The following is an 18,753-nucleotide window of genomic DNA, read 5'->3' on the forward strand; positions in this document are numbered from 1 at the left end:
GAATTCGATGGATGATCTTCCTGCTCGATCATCTACCCCACCAAGATCATTTCCACGCCGGGAGTGATACCCCCTCGGCGACGGGTCGGGCGAAGAACTTCGCGAGAAGTTTGATCGAGTTCCGGATGAGCGGGTTCGGGTGGGCGTCGGCTCCGGAGCGGGTGAATCCGGGATGGTAGAGGACGTACCGAGCCTTGCTCTCCGCCCGGTCGGCGAACGCGACGCCGAGCAGGTCGTTCGCCCGCCCGGCCTGGAGTTGGGCGCGCACCTGACCGTAACGGCGCGTCAGCTGCGGATCGTCCCAAAAGATCTCTCCTGCGGTGTTGCCGACACCGGCCACGTTGATGATCACAGGATTGGGGGCCGCATCGAGAAGCGGCCGCAGCCGATGGCCGAGCAGATAGCGACTCAAATAGTACAAAGCGAAGGTGGACTCAAGCCCCTCCGGGGTCTCCGTGTACTTGGAATTGATCCGATTGGCGAACAGTGCCAGCGCATCGATGGTCCGGTGTCGCTCGGAGATATCGGCGACGACCCGTTCGACTTCGGTGATCGAGGACAGGTCCGCCCGCAGAAACCGCAGGTTCGGATCGGAGGCTTGGTCGAGCAATGCACGCCCCCTCGCCTCGTTGCTGCCGATCACGGTGACTCGGTCGCCCCTGGCCAGTCGCTCCAGGGCGACCGCCCGGCCCATCCCGGCGGTCCCACCGCTGATGACGACGGTCTTGGACGGTTGGTCCGACACAGCACGACTCCTTAGGCTCGTAAGCGGCGGCTCCGATCATGGGCCGTCCCCGGCGAATGGCGAAAGAAGGCAGTTTTATGTCCGGTACGCACACCGGTGTTCCTTCCGTACTGGAGCACGAACTACCTCACCCGGTGCCCGCCGACGAGTTGGCCGCGTGTCCGGTCGAGGACGTGTTCCGACGAGTCGGCGACAAGTGGAGCACGCTGCTGATGATCCTGCTCGGGAACCGCCCGCACCGGTACAACGAGCTGCACCGCGCCATCGACGGCATCAGCCAACGCATGCTGACCCGCACCTTGCGGGGCCTTGAGGCCGACGGGCTGGTACGACGCGAAGTGCACCCGACCGTCCCGCCCAGCGTCGAGTACAGCCTGACCCCGCTCGGCCGCACACTCCTGGAACCGCTGTCGGCACTGGCCGACTGGGCGGTACTGCACGAGGCGGAAATCAACGAGGCCCGCTCCCGGCACGCAGACGCACAACGACGCTGACGTTGACCCAATCGCCTTTCGGCGGGTCCGCAAAGGAAAGAAAGGCGTTCACTTCCCGTGCTTATGCTCAGAGCGGGGAGTAGATACTTTCGGCGATTGTTTCGGCGGTTATGTTCGCGGCTTCGTCTCGGAGGGTGACGCGGCCCCGGTCGAGGACGACCACGTCGTCGGCTATGCCGCCGAGGAGTTCGTCTACCAGCTGTTCGACCAGGAGGATCGCGAGGCCCTCCTTGCGGAGTGTGCCCAGCAGCTCGAAGACCTGGTCGGTGATCACGGGGGCGAGGCCGGAGGACGGCTCGTCCACGAGAAGGACGCCGGGGCGGGCGGCGAGCGCGGTGGCGATCGCGAGCATCTGCTGCTGGCCGCCGGACAGCGCACCCGCCTGTTGGGTGCGCCGCTCCCCCAGTACCGGGAAGCGCTCGTACAGCTCGTCCAGGACGGACGTGTCGCCGCGCGACCGGCGGGCGCGCAGGCCCACGCGCAGGTTGTCGTGGACGGTCAGGTCGCGGAAGACCTGCTTGCCCTCTTGGACGATCGCGAGGCCGCGACGTGCGCGTTTCCACGGGGGCAGGCCGGTGATGTCGCGGTCTTCGAGTGCGACGGTGCCCGATCTGGACGGCAGGAGGCCGCAGATGCCGGAGAGCAGCGTTGTTTTGCCTGCGCCGTTCCGGCCTACCAGTGCGGTAATTCTGCCGGGGGTCAGCCGGAGCGAGGCTTCCCAGACCGCGACGAGGTCTCCGTACGCCACTTGCAGGTCGGTGACTTCGAGGGCGGATTCCGGTGTGCTCATCAGGTCGCCTTCGAGTCGTGGTCGGTGGGTTGTGCCCGACCTCGGCGTCCGAGGTAGCTGTCGATGACGCGCTGGTCGGCACGGACGACGTCCGGTGGTCCGGACGCGATGACGCGGCCAAGTTCCATGACGTAGACCTGGTCGGCCACGCCCATGACGAACGGGACGTTGTGTTCGACGAGGACCACCGTGCCGCCCGCGTCCCGGATGCGTCGCATCAGCGTGCCGAGTTCCCGCAGCTCGTCGTCGTCCAGTCCGGCCGCGGGTTCGTCCAGGAGCAGGACGCTCGGTTCGCCCGCCACGGAGCGGACGACTTCCAGCAGGCGTCGGGTGCCCAAGGGGAGGGACTTCGCGGGCTGGGCGGCGGCGTGTCCGAGTCCGGCGAAGGACAGTGCCGTGGCGGCCGCCTCGCGGTCCGCCTTGCGGACGCGATGGTGTTTCGGCAGGCGGAGGAGCGCTGCGAGTAGGCCGATGCTTCCCTGTCTGAAGCGGCCGGACTCGACTACTTCGAGGACGCTCATCGTGCCGAGGTCGACGGGGGTTTGGAACGTTCTGCCCACGCCGAGTCTGCCGATCTGGTGCGGGCGCAGGCCGGTGATCTCACGGTCGGCGAGCGCCACCCGTCCGGCGTCGGCCGGTGACAGGCCGGACGCGAGGTTGAGCAGGGTCGTTTTCCCGGCGCCGTTCGGGCCGATCAGCGCGGTGATCTCGCCCGGCTCCGCCGTCAGGTCGACGCCCGAGAGGGCGCGCAGGCCCGCGAAGCTCTTCTCTACGCCGGACACGGTCATCCGCGTGCCGGGGATCGATATGTCTGCGGGGGCGTCCGTCGGGAGTGTGGACGGTCTTCGGAACCGGCGGTCGCGGAGGTTTCGGGCCAGGCCCGCGAGGCCGCCGGAGAAGGCGGTGCCGATGAGTACGAGGAACACGCCGTAGGCGAGTGTGGAGTACTCCTCGAACGACTTCAGTTGGAGCGGGCCGAGGACGAGGATCGCGGCTCCGACGGGTGCGCCCCACACGCTGGCGGCGCCGCCGACGACCGTCGCGGCGAGCAGTGCGATGAGAGTGTGGAGCGTGAAAGCGTCCGGGCTGAGGTAGCCGGTCAGGTAGGTGTAGAGGACTCCGGCGAGCCCGGCGGGTAGCGCGCCGATGACGTACGCCTGGACGCGCAGCCGGTAGACCGAGCCGCCGAGGGTCTCGGTCAGGGTCGGGCTGGCGGAGAGTACGCGGAGGAACTGCCCGAACCTGGAGACGATGAGGTTGCGCATCAGCAGCAGCCACAGGAGCGTCGTGACGACCGCGACCGTGTAGAGGTTCGTCGTGTCGAGGCGGCTCCCGAACAGGGTCGGGAACAGGATCCCGGCGAGGCCCGCCGTGCCGCCGGTTTCGGACTCGAAGAGCTTCACCAGGACCGGGATGAGCAGGACGTAGAAGAACGAGACGAGGGCTAGCGACCATCGGCTCAGGCGGAGGCCGGGGATTCCGGCGAGGAGGCCGGTCAGGGCTGCAAGGCAGACGGCTACGGCGAAGCCTAGGAGGATGTCGGTGTATCCGTGGTTATAGAGGATGCCGCTGATGTAGGCGCCGGACGCGAAGACGGCGATTTGGCCGAGGGCCAGTTCGCCCGCGTAGCCGAAGCTGAGGTTCAGGCCGCTGCAGATCAGGGTGTAGATCGCGATCAGGGCTACCTGCTGCTGCCAGTAGCCGCCGAGGCCGAGCAGGGGCAGGAGTGCCACCAGGGCGAACGCCGCGATGGCGGGAGCAGGGGTGTCGAGGGCGAGGGTGCGCAGGCGGTTCATACGACTCGCAGCCCTCGGTGGCCGAGCAGGCCGGTCGGTTTGACCAGGAGGATCGCCACCAGGAGGCCGAACAGGATCAGGGGCGGGTACTCCGCGCCGAAGTGGCGGCCCGCGAACGCCTCGACGAGGCCGACGGCGGTGCCGCCGATGAGGCAGCCGACGTAGCTGCCGAATCCGCCGAGGGCGAGCGCGACGAAGCCGTAGATCGTGAGCGAGACGGTGACGGAGACGTCGACGCCGATCTTCGGGGCGAGCACCGGGCCGAGGAGGCCCGCGAGGCCGCCGGCCAGCGTGAACGCGGTGGTGCGGAGGGCGGCGACGTTCACTCCTTTGGCCTTGGCCGCGTCGGGGTTGTCGGTGGCCGCGCGGCCGCTGAGCCCCCACGACGTGCGTCCGGACACGAGGTGCATCGCCGCCACGGCGGCCACGGCGATGGCCACGAGCCAGATGTCGACCGGGGAGAGTTTCCCGCCGAGGAGTGTGATCGTTTCCGTGCTGCCGAAGAACGGGACGGTCTTGGGGGTTCGGCCCCAGGTCGCCGCCAGGGCTCCGAGGACGACGACGAACGCGCCGACCGTGGTGACGAGGACGGCGTGGCCGTGCGGCCCGTGGCGGGCGACGACCGGGCGGATCGCGAGGAGTTCGACGAGCAGGCCGATCAGGCCGCAGGCGACGGCGCCGGCGATCGCGGCCGTCCACCACGGGAGGTCGAGGTCGACCATGGTGAACCAGGCGAAGAAGCAGCTGAACACCATGATCTGGCCCTGCGTGAAGTTGAAGATCCCGCTCTGGGCCATCGTGATGTTGTAACCGAGGGCCACGAGGGTGTACACGGCGCCGATCGCCAGCCCCGTCCAGATCGTCGTCATGTGGACGGGACGATCTGCGAGTCCTTCATGCCGTCGTATCCGACGAACGCCCACCACTCCTTGCCGAAGTCCGGGTAGTGGCTGCTGTCGGAGAAGTTCACCGGGCCGAGGAAGTGCGGGATCTGTTCCGGGGTCGCCTTCTCGATCGCGGCCGTCATCTTCGCCGGGTCGGTGCTGTCGGCGAGCTTGGCGGCGTAGGCCGCGAGGATGACGTCGTTGTAGGTGGACACGTAGGTGTTCATGCTGAACGCGAGCTTGCCGCCGGTTTCCTTGCGGACGGCGTCGAAGAACGACGTGAACGCCGGTGTCTCCGTCGACGCGTGGCCTCGGACGGCGAACGAGACGGACTGCAGGAGCATCCCGTCGAAGGCGCTCACCGGACCGGCGTCGGAGAGGTTGCCGGACGTGAAGTTCTGGCTCGCGTACGCGGGAACGTCCGGGTTCAGCTTCGTGCGCGCCTTCATGATCGCGGCGGACGGGGGCCCGTAGGAGTCCAGGACGAGCGCGTCGGGGCCGGAGTCGAGCGCCTGCTGCATCTGGGACGTCGCGTCGACGGCGGTCACCGGCACCGTGACGATGTTCGTGGTGATCCCCCTCGCGGCGAGGACCTTCTTGATCGTCTCGGCGCCCACCGAACCCGATTTCTCCGCGGTGATCAGGCTGATCTTCTTGAAGCCCTTCGCGGTGAACTCCTCCGCCAGGGAGGTCGCCATCTGGTCGCGGAGGTAGATGGTGCCGAACAGGTGCGGGTACTCGTCCGGGTCGTTGAGGCTCGGGTCCGGGCCGTGGGTGACCATGAACACGTCGGCCTGGGCGAGCAGCGGCGCGGTCGCCATGATCCCGGCCGTGACCATGCCCGGTATGACGGCCTGCGGGCGGCCGTCGGCGACCAGCTCGCGTGCGTTGGTGGCGGCCTGGACGGGGTCGCCGCCGGTGTCGATGACGTTGAGCTCGATGGGCTTGCCGAACACGCCGCCGTTCGCGTTGATCACGGCGACGGCCGCGTTCGCCCCTTGGGACATCGCTTCGCCGACCGCCGCGTAGCTGCCGCTCGTCCCGAGGAGAACGTCGATCTTGAACGGGGTGTCGCCGCCGGGTCCGGTGCCGGGCGGTGCCGAGGAGTTCGTGTCGGTGCCGCCGCATGCGGTGGCGGCGGCCATCGTCGTCGCGAGGACGGCGGCTGCGAGGCGTCTTCGTAGGGGGCGCATGGGTGTTTCCTTCCGCTTCATCGCGGGACGTTCGGCTCGCGGACGTTGGTGAGGGGGCGGCGGTACGACGGGTCGTCGTTGCCGCGGGCCGGTGCGCCGTTGGCGTGGACGTCCGGGACGTCGGCGAACGGCAGCGGCATCGTCGGGAGCGTTCCCGACCACTCGATGACGTTGGTGCGCAGCGCGATCCGCCACGCGCCGCCGCGCCGCTCCAGGCGGTCGATGTAGCGGCCTCCCGCGATCCAGTTGGTGTCGTCGCGGTTGCGGGCGGCGAAGATGTAGTACGTCTCGGTGTGGGCGGTGTGCCCGGAGATTTCGCAGGTGTGATTCAGCAGGTTGTGCTGTGTCGCGGTCTGCCCCTGTTCGTGCATGGCCGACGACCAGTCGTAGAGGGCGGACGGGCCGCCGACGAAGTCGCCCGCCGCGATGGTGGCGTCCGGGTGGAAGGCCGACAGGAACAGATCCCGGTCGAACCGGTCGATGCCGCGGCAGAACCGGACGAGGCAGTCGTGGACGTCCTGCCGGTCGAGCATCTGCTCCAGCCTGGCGATGCGTTCAGCTTCCATCGCGTGTCTCCCTGATCGGTCGCCAGATGGGGGCGCCGCGTTCGGCTCGCAGGGACGGGATCGTCCGGCCGTCGATGTCGGTGACGCCGTACTCCCGCGCCAGCTCGGCGGTGATGAAGGTGCCGCCCGATCGCCGCATGACGTCCGGGTCGGACGCGAGCGCCGCGATCACCCGTCCGGGGAACTCGGGCGAGCAACCGTCCTGCGGGCGTGTCGCCGCCTGTCCGTCGAGGCCGGTGATCTGCGCCAGGTTCCGTTCGGCGCGTTCGGTGAAGGTGAGGCCCGGCCAAAGGGAGATGGACGCGACGTTGTGCGGTGCGAGTTCGACGGCCATGTCACGTGCCATCCGGTCCACCGCCGACTTCGCGGTGCCGAACACGACGCCGTAGGTGTAGGCGACTCCGGTGTAGCCGGAGATCGCGGTGATGAGGCCGGATCCGCGCGGCGCCATGATGCGGGCGGCGTGCCGCGCGGCGACGAAGTTGGACCGGACACCGACGTCGACCATCTCCCAGTTGCCGAGCGGCTTCTCCCAGAACGGTTCCGGGTCGGTGAGGTCGTCCGGGAGGGCGAACGCGTTGTTGACGAGGACGTCCAGCCGGCCGTGTTCGGCTTCGATTCGTTCGAACAGCCGCGCGACCTGGGCGTCGTCGGCGTGGTCGACCTGGACGGCGACGCCCGTCCCGCCGCGCCGGTCGCATTCGGCCGCGGTGTCGCCGACGGTGCCCGGCAGCGGGTGCGCGCCGCGCGCGACCGTGCGTCCGGTGACGTACACGGTCGCGCCGTCGGCGGCGAGCGCCAGCGCGATGCCCTTGCCGATGCCGCGGCTGGCGCCCGTCACCACGGCGACCTTTCCCGTCAGTGCACCCATCGAGGTGCGCTTCAGGAGGCCGCGTCGGGGTCGTGGCCGAGGATGCCCTTGACCTCCAGGTAGTCGTGGAAGCCGAACTCGCCCCATTCGCGCCCGTTGCCGCTCTTCTTGTAGCCGCCGAACGGGGAGCAGAAGTCGAACCCGTCGTTGATCGCGACGGAGCCGGCGCGGATGCGGCGGGCGACGGCGCGGGCCCGGTCGAGGTCCTCGCCCGCGACGAAGCCGGACAGCCCGTACTCGGTGTCGTTGGCGATCTCGATCGCGTGGTCCACGTCGTCGTAGGCGAGGATCGTCAGGACGGGTCCGAAGATCTCCTCGCGGGCGACGGTCATGTCGTTCGTGACGTTCGCGAACACGGTCGGCCGCACGTAGTAGCCCTTGTCGAGGCCGTCCGGACGTCCGGGGCCGCCCGCGACGAGCGTGGCGCCCTCGTCGACGCCCTTGCGGATCAGCGCCTGGATCTTGTCGAACTGGCCGCCGGAGACGACCGGGCCGATGGTGAACTCGCCGTTCGGGTCGCCCACGGTGACCTGGGACGCCGCGTCGCGGGCGACCGCGATGGCCTCGTCCATGCGCGCGCGGGGCACCAGCATGCGCGAGGGGGCGCTGCAGGTCTGCCCGGAGTTGGTCATCATGCTCCCGACGCCCTTCGCGACGTTCTCCGCGAACGCGGCGTCGTCGAGGACGATGTTGGGGCCCTTGCCGCCGAGTTCCTGGGTCACCCGCTTGACGCCCGGGGCGGCGGCGCGCGCGACCTCGACGCCCGCGCGGACCGAGCCGGTGAAGGAGACCAGGTCGACGTCCGGGTGCGCGGACAGCGGCGCGCCGACGCCGGGCCCGTCGCCCTGGACGAGGTTGAACACGCCCGCGGGGACACCGGCGGCGTCCAGGACCTCGGTGAAGATCTGCGCGCTGAACGGGGAGTTCTCCGACGGCTTGAGCACCATGGTGCAGCCGGTCGCCAGGGCCGGGAACACCTTGACGGCGATCTGGTTCAGCGGCCAGTTCCACGGGGTGATCAGGCCGCAGACGCCGATCGGCTCCTTGACGACCAGCGTCGCGCCGCGCCGCTCCTCGAAGGTGTAGCCCTCCAGGAGTTCGATCGCGGTCGTCAGGTGCCCGAGCCCGAGCTGGACCTGGAAGCCGCCGGCGAGCGCGGCGGGCGCGCCCATCTCCTCGGTGAGCGCGGCACCGAGGTCGCCGATTCGCTTCTGGTACTCGTCGAGGATCTTCTTCAGCAGGTCCAGCCGCTCCTCGCGGGTGGACGCGGCCCATGCGGGGAAGGCGTCCCGGGCGGCGGCGACCGCGCGGTCGACGTCGGCCGCCGTTCCGGCCGCCACCCGTCCGCAGACCTCCTCGGTCGCGGGGTTGACGACGTCGATGGTGTCCCGCTCCGCAGGGTCGATCCACCGGCCCCCGATGTAGAACTTCAGGTACTCGCGCATGACTCGCCTTCTCTGTCCGGGTTTCTGCAGGTCTTTCGGGGGAGCCGGGTCTTGCTCAGGTCACTGCATGCCTTCGGCGTACCAGGTGCGGAACTCGGCGTAGCTCGGCATCTCCTCGGAGTTCGCCTTCGGGTCGACCGCCACGTGGACGACCGCCGTCTTGCCGCTCGCGAACGCGCGCTTGATGGCGGGCGCGATGTCCTCGTCGCGTTCGACGTACTCGCCGTGGCAGCCGAAGCCCTCGCCGACCTTGTCGAGGCGCGTTTTCGTGCTCCAGTGCACGCCCGTCTCGCGCGATCCCTGGCCGAAGGTGCGCTTGTAGACGCCGACCTCCAGGCCCCACGCGTAGTCGACGGCGACGACGCAGACGAGCGGCAGGTTGAGCCGCGCGGCCGTCTCCAGTTCGGCGATGTGGAACATGAAGGACGAGTCGCCGGTGAGCAGCATGACGGGACGTTCGCCGCCGTCGGCGACCGACGCGCCGACCGCGTAGGGCAGGCCGGTGCCGAGGTGGCCGAAGTTCTGGTTCCACATCACGTCGTGCGGCTTGGCCTGCGAGTACGTCCACTGGAAGATGGTCGTGGCGCCGCCGTCGCGCACCATGATCCCGTCCGCCGGGAACTCCTTGGTGGCCTCGACGACGAGCCGCGCGGGGTGCACGGGCGACATGCCGGACGGTGCGGTGTCCGCGAGTTCGGCGAGGCGCTGCGCGTCCCGCTCGATCCACCCGTCGAGCTCCTTCGACGGTGTGCGGGGCGAGTCGGCGAGCGCGTCGGCGAGCTGCGGGACGATCGCGCGCAGATCCCCGATGAGCGGTACGTCGATCGGGCGGTTCACGCCGATCGCCTCGGCGTTCTGCTCGACGAGGATCCACTTGCGGTTCGCCTCGTTCTCCACCCAGTGGAACCCGCGGCCGTAGTGGACGGGTTCGCCCAGTTCGGTGCCGATGGCCAGGCACAGGTCCGACTCGACGACGGCCTCGACGGCCGAAGGCGAGAAACCGTACGGCCAGGTGCGGTCTTCGAGGCCCTCGATGTAGGAGGTGCCGCCGGACGTCTGGATGACGGGGCAGGCCATCGCGTCCGCGAGCCGCTTGACCGACTCCCCGGCGCGGGCGGTGTGGACGCCGTGCCCGACGAGCAGGATCGGCTGCTCGGCGGCGCGGATCAGGCGGGCGGCCTCGGCGACCTCGGCGCGCCCGCGCTCTGCCCGACCAGGCGGTACGTCTCGGGCGGGCCCGCGGGCGGGACGTCGAGCTCCTCCTGGATCACGTGCGAGGGGTACTCGATGTAGACCGGGCCGGGGGTGCCCGACAGCGCCTTGCGCAGGCCCTCGCGGACGATCTCGTCGGTCTGGTCGGCGTACTCGATGCTGGCGGCGTACTTGACCGAGGGCTCGAACAGGCCGGACTGCTGGACGAACTGGATGCGTCCGCGCCGGACCCGCTGCTCGGTGATGCGCGCGCGCTGGCCGCCGAGGAAGATGACCGGGGAGTTCTCGACCATGGCGCACTGGATCGCGGGCGCCATGTTCGCCATTCCGGGGCCGAGGGTGCCGATGCACACCGCGGCGTTCCCGGTCATGCGCGACACCGCCTCGGCCATGAACCCGGCGGACGCCTCGTGGTGCGGGGCGACGACGTTCCAGCCGCGTTCCTCGGCGAGGTGGAACATGTGCACGAAGTTCGGATCGGGGATGCCGAAGATCGTGTTGATGCCCTCGGCCTCGAAGAGCCGCAGGATGCGCTCGTAGACCTTAACCGGCATTCGGGGTTCCCTTCGTGGCCATCGCGAAGCTCTTGCTGATGTGGTCGGTGTGGGCGGAGGGGACGACCGGGAGGATCCACGGGTCCCCGGTGTCGCGGATCGCGCCGATCCGCTCGCCGATCTCCTCGACCGTCCAGGACGGCCGGTGCTCGCCGGGCGTCTCGGCGACGAACGCCCGCGCGACCCGCCCGGCGATCGACACGAGCATCTCCCCGTTGATCGAGCAGGACTCGTGGGCGAGCCAGCCGACGGCCGGGGCGACCAGCTCCGGTTCCATCGGCGGGTAGGCGGAGGTGTCGATGCCCGCGGCCATCCTGGTCACGGCGGACGGGACGATGACGTTGCACTTCACGCCCGCGTCGGCGCCTTCGAGCGCGACGACGTTCGCGAGCCCGATCACGCCCGCCTTCGCCATCGCGTAGTTCGCGACGCGCTTGTTGCCGTACAGGCCGCCGATCGACGAGGTGAGCACGACGCGTCCGTAGCCCGCCTCGCACATCCGCGGGAACGCGGGCCGCACGACGTGGAAGGCGCCGCGCAGGTGGACGTCCAGGACGGCGTCGAGGTCCTCGTACGTCATCTCCGTCAGCGACGCGGGCCGATGGTTCCCGGCATTGTGGACGAGGACGTCGATCCGGCCGTAACGATCGAGGGCGGTCTCGACGATCGCGCGCCCGCCGTCGGCCGTCGCGACGGACTCGGTGCAGGCGACGGCCGCTCCCCCGGCGGACTCGATCTCCCGGACGACCTCGGCGGCGGGGCCCGCGTCGGCGCCGTCCCCGCGCATGCTCCCGCCGTGGTCGTTCACGACGACCTTGGCGCCCCGCGAGGCGAGCAGCAGGGCGTAGGCGCGGCCGAGGCCGCGTCCGGCGCCGGTGACCACGGCGACGCGGCCGTCGAATCTCAGGTCGGGCATGCACGTTCCTTTCGGGGCGCGGTCGGGGTCACGGGGTTCACGACTCGTCCAGGACGAGGCCCGGCATCTCGCCCGAGTCCCGCCATGTCCGGAGGACGTCCTCCATGGCGTAGAAGCCCGGCCCGTACGGTTCGCCGAGGTGCGAGCGGACGTTCTGCTCGCCCTCGTTGTTGTAGTAGCCGGGCGTGCATTCGCGGACGAACTGGAGCGAGTCGATCGCGTTCTCGCGGATGGTCGCGCACCACGCGTCCTGCGCCTCGGCGGACGGCTCGACGGCCGCCGCGCCGCGCGCCCGCGTCTCGGCGACGATGTAGGCGATGTGGTCGGCCTGCTGCTCGAACATGGCCGTCGTGCTCGCCGTCACGCCGCCCTGGACGAACCCCGTGAACATGAGGTTGGGGAAGCCGCGGGTCGTGATGCCGTGCAGGGTGCGGTAGCCGCCGGCCCAGTGGTCGAACAGCGACAGGCCGTCGCGTCCGGCGAACGGCTCGATGCCGAGGCGGCGGTCGAGGTCGGTGGTGATCTCGAAGCCGCTGGCGTAGATGATGCAGTCGACCTCGTGCTCCACGCCGCCCGCGACGATCCCCTTCGCGGTGATGCGCTCGACGCCCTTGGTGCCCGACACGTCGACGAGGGTGACGTTGGGACGGTTGAACGTCGGCAGGTAGTCGTCGCTGAACCCCGGCCGCTTGCACAGGAAGCGGTAGTAGGGCTTCAGCGCCTCGGCCGTCTCCGGGTCGTCGACGATGCCGTCGATGCGGTCGCGGGTCGCCTGCATCACCCGGTAGTCCTGGAGTTCCCGGAGCTCCATGAACTTCGCGGGGTCGGTCAGCGCCGCCCAGCCGTCCGTGGCGTCCAGGTGCGCGGCGAGGTTGCGGCTGACCTCGGTCCAGCCGTCGCAGACGAGGTCGGGCTGGCCGGGCGCGAACGCCTCGAACGCGGCGGTGTGGAAGTTGCGCTGCCGTTCCTTCTGCCAGCCCGGCTTCAGCGACTTCGCCCACTCGGGGTCGGTCCGCGAGTTGCCGCGCTCGTGGATGTACGACGGGGTCCGCTGGAAGACGTACAGGTGCTGCGCGGAGCGGGCCAGGTGCGGGATGACCCCGATGCCGCTCGCGCCGGTGCCGATGATCGCGACCTTCTTGTCGGCGAGGCCGTCCAGGCCGCCGCTCATGTCGCCGCCGGTGTACTCGTAGTCCCAGCGCGCGGAGTGGAACGTGTGGCCCTGGTAGTCGGTGATGCCGGGGATTCCGGGCAGTTTCGGCTTGTTGAACGGCCCCTGGCACATGACGACGAAGCGGGCGCGGAGATCGTCGCCCCGGTTCGTCCCGATCCGCCAGCGTTTGAGCTCCGCGTCCCACGCGACCGACTCGACCTTCGTGCTGAAGATCGCGTCGTCGTAGAGGCCGAAGTGCCGTCCGATGCGCTGGGCGTGCTCGAAGCACTCCTGGCCGGAGGCGTACTTCTCCGTCGGCACGTAACCGGTCTCTTCGAGCAGCGGAAGGTAGCAGTAGCTGTCGGTGTCGACCTGGATGCCGGGGTAGCGGTTCCAGTACCAGACGCCGCCGAAGTCGCCGGCCAGCTCGACGATCCGGACGTCCGGGACGCCCGCCTCCTTGAGCCGGGCCGCGGCGATGAGCCCCGCCCAGCCGCCGCCGAGCACCGCGACCTCGATGTCCTCCGCGATCGGCGCGCGCGGCGCGACCGGGGTGTAGGGGTCGGCGTCGTAGAAGTCGTCGAAGCCGCCCTCGGTCACCAGGTACTGCTGCTGCCCCTCGGGGCGGAGCCGCTTGTCGCGTTCGGCCAGATACTTGGCCCGTAGTGCTTCGTGGTCGATCTCGGGCGTCTCTGTCGGTTCGCAGTTCTGCATGCGGCGTCCTCGGCTCGGGGGCTCAGGGTTCGGTCGGCGGAGGGCTCGGGGCGGCGGTTCCGGACGGTCGGTCCGGGCGGTCGGTCGGGGCGGTCAGGCGAGGTCGCGGGGCTCGCCCGTCCCCATGTACTTCGCGAGGTTGTGGTGCAGGTTCACGACGCTGCGCTCGCGGTACGGGTTGGGCTTGGGGCCCGAGAAGCCGCGCGACTTCATGCCCTTCTGGACGGCGGCCATGTTGGAGAAGTCCTGCGGCAGGACGGTCCGCCACCCCGGATCGTCCTCGGGGGTGTGGACCCACTCGGTCTCCGGCTCCTCGCCGGGCGGGAACAGCTCGTAGACGGCGGCCTCGAAGATGCACTTGTCCGGGTCGTCCCCATGCGGACGGAACCGGTAGCAGAGCATGTTGTTCAGCGCGTGCCCGATCTGGAAGTTCGGGAAGATCTGCCAGGCGGTGCCCGCCTTCGCCACCGCCTCCGGCGGGACGGTCGGCCAGATCACGCCGCGCTCGGCGTCCCGGCGGCGGGCCGTGTCGAGCCAGTGCCGCAGCACCTCGGGGCCCGGGGTGCCCTCCGGGACGTCGTCGACCAGCTCGCGCGCCGCCTGCACGAGCGTCCAGGTGGTGTTGGTGTTGGCGTTCTCCCAGGTGAAGTTCTGCAGGTCGGCCGTCGCCTTGCGCGGATCGTCACCGGTGCCGAGCCGGACCTTCGCCTGGTTCTCGTCCATGTTCTTGGGCGCGTCGTAGCCGATGTTGCTGTGCCGGCCGTGCGACCTGGCCCATCCGAGGAACCCGCCGAACTCCATGAACTCGGGGTGGGTGTAGGGGACGTGGTACGTCTCCATGAACGCCTCGAACGCGACCTTCCAGTTGCAGTCGAAGACCAGCCAGCGGCGCCACCGGTACCGCATGTTCTCCAACTGGAACGGGTCGAGCAGGGACGCGGCGGGCTCCAGGTAGTCGCGCAGGGGCTCGCAGTCCGGGTCGAGGTTGATCCAGATCCAGCCGCCCCAGGTGCCGATGTTCACCTGCTTCAGGCTGATCTTCTCGTCGGTCAGCCCGCACGGCCAGTCCTCCCGCTCGGGGACGTGCGTGCAGTCGCCGTCGAGGTCGTAGCGCCAGCCGTGGAAGCCGCAGACGAACTGACGGCCGCGTCCGCGCGCGTCGTGCTCGCCGGGCGGGGTGTCGACGAGCCGCCGCCCCCGGTGCGAGCAGACGTTGTGGTAGGCGCGGAACCGGTCCTTCGCGGTGCGCACGACGATGATCGAGTCGTCGAGGATGTCGTAGGTCAGCCAGTCGCCGACCTCCGGCAGCTCCTCGACGCGGGCGACCTGCTGCCACACCTTGGCCCACAGCCGGTCGCCCTCGGCCCGCGCGTACTCCCGCGAGGTGTACGCCTCCACGCCGATCGTCATGGGCTCCGACAGCGGCTCGGCCGGTGCCCGGGTGTTCTCGAGGGTTTCGCTCATGACGTGCTCCAACTCCGTCAGGAGATGATCGGTGCGGGTGATGCCGGACGGTCGGGCGCGCGCTACTCCCGCGTGATCGCCGCGCGGAACGACTCGTCCTTGAGGAAGAGCGTGGTGTTGTCGGCGGCGAGGTGGCTCCACTTGAGGTTGAGGCCGCCGTCGACGAGGATCGTCTGCCCCGTTATGTAGGTGGACAGGTCCGAGAGGAGGAACAGGATCGCGCCCGCCTGCTCCTCCGGACGCCCGCGCCGCCCCATCGCGATGGCGCGGCGGTCGCGGTCGGCGTCCTGGTCGACGTAGGTCCCGGACGCGGGCGTCTCGGTCACGCCCGGCGCGACGGCGTTCACCCGGATGCCGTCGAGGGCCAGCTCGACGGCCATCGTGCGGGTCGCCGCGACCAGCGCGGCCTTCGCCGTGCCGTAACCGATGTGGTACGGCGCCGTGTTCATGCCGCTGATCGAGGAGATCGACACGATCGATCCCGGACGGCCCTGCTCCTTCAGCTCCGCGGCGACCGCGCGGCTCATGAAGAACATCGTTTCGAGGTTCTGCGTGAACAGCGCCCGCCAGTCCTCCCGGTTCACGCGGGTCGACCGCATCCAGGTGGCCGGGGCGGCGCCGCCCGCGACGTTGACGAGCCCGTGCAGTTCGCCGTCCGCCTTGCCCGCGGCGTCCATCACGGTCGCGATGCCCTCGTCGGTCGAGGCGTCGGCCGCGACCGGCACGACCGCGAGGCCCTCCGCCGCGAGCGGGCCGACGTGCCGTTCGAGGTTCTCCGGGGACCGGCTCACCGCGAGCACGGTGGCCCCGGCGCGCGCCGCCATGGCGGTCACCGCGGTGCCGATGCCGCCGCCGCCCGCGCCGGAGACGATGACGACGCGTCCGTCCAGTCCGAGGAAGTCATTCTGCATGGGTCGGCTCAACCTTCCTTCCGGACGGCCAGGACGCTGCCTTCGGCGTCGGCGGAGACGTAGAGGGTGCCGTCCGGCCCGGCGGCGATCCCGGCGAACAGGCCCTGCGGCCCGGTGAACGGCATCAGCCCCTTGAGGGGCTTCGGGGGTTCCCCGAGCGGGGCGCCGACGGGCAGGTCGCGGGCGATCGTGGTGCGGGCCTTGCTGCCGAGGTCGACCTCGATGAGGGACTTGGCGCCCGCGTCCACGATCGTGAGCCGCCCGCCGCGGGCGAGGACGCCCTGCGGGGTGTCGAGGCCGTCGGCGACGGTGTCGGTGCCGGAGCCGGTGACCGAGACGACGCGCCCGGCGCCGGACTCGGAGACCAGGCAGGCGCCGTCCGCGCCGAACGTCACGCCCATCGGCCGGTCCAGCCCGGAGGCGAGGGTGCTCACCTGGCCGTCGCGTACCGACACGACGCGGCCGGTGCCGAGCTCGGCGGCCACGACGGCGCCGTCCGGTGCGACGGCCACGCCGTAGAGCTGGTCGAACGGCTCGGTTCCGCCGGCCAGCACGGTGTGCTCGCCGCTGCCGGGCCGCCATCTCGCGATCTGGCCGAGCGAGGTCGTCACGACGAACTCGCCGTCACCGACCGCGGTCGCGCCGCGGACGTAGCCGGGCCAGCCGGGGTTGAAGGCCATGTCCAGCATGCGCGGCCCGCCGCCGCCCGGCGGGACGGCGTAGAAGAACATGCCGTCGGCGATGTAGAGCGTGCCGTCGGCACCCACGGTGAGGTCGAGCGGCCAGGTCAGGCCGCCCGGCAGCACCGCCCGGGTCCGGCCCTCGCCGAGGATCTCGGTGATGGACCCGGTGAAGTCGGAGACGAAGAGTCGGTCCCCGACGAACGTCAGGTTGTCGAGGCCGGGCGAGAGCTTGGCGAGGACGGTGCGCTCGCCGTTGCGGGGATCGATGCGCAGCACCTCCCCGCTGCCGACCTGGGTGGAGACGATGCGTCCTGCGGCGTCGAATTTCACCGCGTCCGGGACGCCCAGGTCGGCGGCGACCCGCTCGGGTTCGCCGCCGTCCGGGTCGACGCGCCAGATCTCGTTGCTGCCGAGGAGCGGGTAGTACAGCTTGCCGTCCGGCCCGAACTCCATGGCGTTGGGCAGCGGCAGCTCGTCCAGGATCACCCGGGGCGCGCCGCCGCCGAGGTCGAACTCCATGAGGCGGCCGCCGATCCGGCACTCGTCGATGAAGAGCCGGCCCCGGTGGAAGGTGATGCCGTTCGCGCCGGGCACGTCGTCGCGGAGCACCCGGGTGCGGCCGTCCGCGCCGCGCACGCTCACGCGTCCGTCGTAGTACTCGGTGGCGAACAGGTCGCCCGACTCGTCGAAGGCCACGTCGTCGGGCGCGACGATGTCGGAACCCTGCGCGCTGACGGTCTCCAGCGCGCCGGTGTCGACGTCGAGCGCGCTGATCTGGCTGCCGGCCACCTGCGCCACGTAGACGCGGCCGTCCGGGCCGGTGCGCAGCCCGTTCGCGCCGAACAGCCGGCTCGGTGCGGTGAGCCGTTCCAGGCTCCATCCGTCGGCGAGCCCGATCGCCGGGGCGCCGGTATAGCGCGTCTCTTGTGTCACCGCGGAATCTCCCGTGCTGTCAATACTTGTAAGGAATGTAACGCTTGCTCTCACTGATCACAAGAGCCATCACGGATGGAGAGAATCGGAGTTCCCGCAGGTGACGACGTCGCGCACACGCCATGCCGTCCTCCCGCCACCCTCCGTGCACCCGGGTTCGGGGCGGATCGCGGGTGGACGGAGAGCCCCGGACGGACGTTCGGACGGACGCCCGGGCGGGGCCGCGGGGCGGGGGTTGACGGCGAACCCCATCCATGCAAGCCTCATGCTCATTCACTGAGAATTGTGTTCTCAATTACTTCGAATGACACATGCATGTGCGCGGACGCGCATCGCCGCGAGTGCGCATGCCGATAGTTCGCGGACCGTCCGATGGCATTGACGACCGTCGACCCGGCGACCGCACCAACTCCGCACGCTCCAGGAAGGACTGCTTCTCCGATGTTCTCGGCGACCCTCATCACGAAGGACGACACCGGCCAGTCGGCCGAGGTCACGGACCTGGAGGAGTCGGCTCTCCCGGACGGGACGTCCACATCGACGTCGAATACTCGACGCTGAATTACAAGGACGCGCTCGCGATCACCGGCAAATCCCCCGTGGTCCGGAAATTCCCGATGGTGCCCGGCATCGACCTCGCGGGCGTCGTCACGGAAAGCGCGCACGCGGACTGGAAGAAAGGCGACCGCGTCGTCCTGAACGGCTGGGGCGTCGGCGAGTCGCACTGGGGCGGGCTCGCCCAGAAGGCGCGGCTGAACGGCGACTGGCTCGTCCCGCTGCCGGACGCCTTCACCGCGCGGCAGGCGATGGCGATCGGCACCGCCGGGTACACCGCGAGCCTGTGCGTGGCCGCGCTGCTGGACGGCGGCGTCGCCCCGGACGGCGGCGAGGTCCTGGTGACGGGCGCGACGGGCGGCGTCGGCGGCGTCGCGATCGCGCTGCTCGCGGCGGCGGGCTTCACCGTGGCCGCCTCGACCGGGAAGGACGGCGAGGCGGACTACCTGCGCCGGCTCGGCGCCTCGACGGTGCTGGACGCCGCCGGGCTCGCCGAGAAGGGCAAGCCCATGCAGAAGGAACGCTGGGCGGGCGTCGTCGACACCGTGGGCAGCCACACCCTCGCCAACGCCTGCGCGCAGACCCGCTACGGCGGCGCGGTCGCCGCGTGCGGGCTCGCGCAGGGCATGGACTTCCCCGCCTCCGTCGCCCCCTTCATCCTGCGGGGCGTGTCGCTGCTCGGCGTCGACAGCGTGCTGGCGCCCCGCGAGCGGCGCGTCGCCGCCTGGGGACGCCTGGCCCGCGATCTGGACCCGCGGCTCCTGGACGCGATGACCGAGGAGATCGCGCTCGCCGAGGCGGTGCCCGCGGCCGTCCGGCTCCTGGAACGGCGGGTCCGCGGCCGCATCGTCGTCGACGTCAACCGCTGAGGGGA

General features: G+C 70.3%; 17 protein-coding genes. 2 read left to right on the forward strand and 15 right to left on the reverse strand.

Annotation, left to right across the window (positions count from 1 at the left end; translation table 11 throughout):
* Window positions 1-46: 46 nt before the first annotated feature.
* The gene (locus tag BJF79_RS00705) at window positions 47-745 is read right to left on the reverse strand and encodes an SDR family NAD(P)-dependent oxidoreductase (protein WP_143219618.1); all 699 of its coding nucleotides are present in this window, start codon (window positions 743-745) and stop codon (window positions 47-49) included.
* Between the two features lie 77 nt (window positions 746-822).
* Here BJF79_RS00705 and BJF79_RS00710 point away from each other — a divergent pair, with 77 nt between their 5' ends.
* The gene (locus BJF79_RS00710; RefSeq protein ID WP_075894538.1) at window positions 823-1,239 is read left to right on the forward strand and encodes a winged helix-turn-helix transcriptional regulator; all 417 of its coding nucleotides are present in this window, start codon (window positions 823-825) and stop codon (window positions 1,237-1,239) included.
* Between the two features lie 67 nt (window positions 1,240-1,306).
* Here BJF79_RS00710 and BJF79_RS00715 read toward each other — a convergent pair whose 3' ends face one another.
* The 14 genes from BJF79_RS00715 to BJF79_RS00775 form a co-directional block, all read right to left on the reverse strand.
* Window positions 1,307-2,029 (reverse strand): ABC transporter ATP-binding protein, encoded by a 723-nt coding sequence (locus tag BJF79_RS00715; RefSeq protein ID WP_075894539.1) that lies wholly within the window; start codon window positions 2,027-2,029, stop codon window positions 1,307-1,309.
* Complete coding sequence (locus tag BJF79_RS00720) at window positions 2,029-3,825, reverse strand: ABC transporter permease subunit (protein WP_075894540.1); 1,797 nt, start codon at window positions 3,823-3,825, stop codon at window positions 2,029-2,031. Before BJF79_RS00720 ends, BJF79_RS00715 begins: the two co-directional genes overlap by 1 nt.
* Entirely contained in the window at window positions 3,822-4,694 is an 873-nt protein-coding gene (locus BJF79_RS00725; protein ID WP_075894541.1) for a branched-chain amino acid ABC transporter permease, read from the reverse strand. Before BJF79_RS00725 ends, BJF79_RS00720 begins: the two co-directional genes overlap by 4 nt.
* The gene (locus tag BJF79_RS00730; RefSeq protein ID WP_158079050.1) at window positions 4,691-5,902 is read right to left on the reverse strand and encodes an ABC transporter substrate-binding protein; all 1,212 of its coding nucleotides are present in this window, start codon (window positions 5,900-5,902) and stop codon (window positions 4,691-4,693) included. Before BJF79_RS00730 ends, BJF79_RS00725 begins: the two co-directional genes overlap by 4 nt.
* Window positions 5,903-5,919: 17 nt before the next feature.
* Window positions 5,920-6,468, reverse strand: a complete 549-nt coding sequence (locus tag BJF79_RS00735) for a nuclear transport factor 2 family protein (protein WP_075894543.1) — start codon at window positions 6,466-6,468, stop codon at window positions 5,920-5,922.
* Window positions 6,458-7,309, reverse strand: coding sequence for an SDR family NAD(P)-dependent oxidoreductase (locus BJF79_RS00740; protein WP_262401325.1), 852 nt, complete (start codon window positions 7,307-7,309; stop codon window positions 6,458-6,460). The genes BJF79_RS00735 and BJF79_RS00740 overlap by 11 nt, the downstream gene beginning before the upstream one ends.
* Before the next feature lie 41 nt (window positions 7,310-7,350).
* Window positions 7,351-8,784, reverse strand: coding sequence for an aldehyde dehydrogenase family protein (locus BJF79_RS00745; protein WP_075894545.1), 1,434 nt, complete (start codon window positions 8,782-8,784; stop codon window positions 7,351-7,353).
* 60 nt (window positions 8,785-8,844) lie between these two features.
* Window positions 8,845-9,954, reverse strand: a complete 1,110-nt coding sequence (locus BJF79_RS00750) for a thiamine pyrophosphate-binding protein (protein ID WP_262401331.1) — start codon at window positions 9,952-9,954, stop codon at window positions 8,845-8,847.
* Window positions 9,951-10,550, reverse strand: a complete 600-nt coding sequence (locus BJF79_RS57820; protein WP_262401326.1) for a thiamine pyrophosphate-binding protein — start codon at window positions 10,548-10,550, stop codon at window positions 9,951-9,953. Before BJF79_RS57820 ends, BJF79_RS00750 begins: the two co-directional genes overlap by 4 nt.
* Window positions 10,540-11,466: an SDR family NAD(P)-dependent oxidoreductase gene (locus BJF79_RS00755; RefSeq protein WP_075894546.1), complete on the reverse strand. Its 927-nt coding sequence runs from the start codon at window positions 11,464-11,466 to the stop codon at window positions 10,540-10,542. The genes BJF79_RS57820 and BJF79_RS00755 overlap by 11 nt, the downstream gene beginning before the upstream one ends.
* 37 nt (window positions 11,467-11,503) lie before the next feature.
* Window positions 11,504-13,333: a flavin-containing monooxygenase gene (locus tag BJF79_RS00760; protein WP_075894547.1), complete on the reverse strand. Its 1,830-nt coding sequence runs from the start codon at window positions 13,331-13,333 to the stop codon at window positions 11,504-11,506.
* 93 nt (window positions 13,334-13,426) lie between these two features.
* Window positions 13,427-14,797: an aromatic ring-hydroxylating oxygenase subunit alpha gene (locus BJF79_RS00765; protein WP_075894554.1), complete on the reverse strand. Its 1,371-nt coding sequence runs from the start codon at window positions 14,795-14,797 to the stop codon at window positions 13,427-13,429.
* Window positions 14,798-14,859: 62 nt separating this feature from the next.
* Window positions 14,860-15,708, reverse strand: coding sequence for an SDR family NAD(P)-dependent oxidoreductase (locus BJF79_RS00770; protein WP_075894548.1), 849 nt, complete (start codon window positions 15,706-15,708; stop codon window positions 14,860-14,862).
* A gap of 8 nt (window positions 15,709-15,716) precedes the next feature.
* Complete coding sequence (locus BJF79_RS00775) at window positions 15,717-17,324, reverse strand: SMP-30/gluconolactonase/LRE family protein (RefSeq protein WP_083733058.1); 1,608 nt, start codon at window positions 17,322-17,324, stop codon at window positions 15,717-15,719.
* Window positions 17,325-17,905: 581 nt separating this feature from the next.
* Here BJF79_RS00775 and BJF79_RS00780 point away from each other — a divergent pair.
* The gene (locus BJF79_RS00780; RefSeq protein ID WP_316043247.1) at window positions 17,906-18,748 is read left to right on the forward strand and encodes an MDR family oxidoreductase; all 843 of its coding nucleotides are present in this window, start codon (window positions 17,906-17,908) and stop codon (window positions 18,746-18,748) included.
* The last annotated feature ends 5 nt before the right edge of the window (window positions 18,749-18,753 follow it).

The organism is Actinomadura sp. CNU-125 (assembly GCF_001942465.1).
Taxonomy (GTDB): Bacteria; Actinomycetota; Actinomycetes; order Streptosporangiales; family Streptosporangiaceae; genus Spirillospora.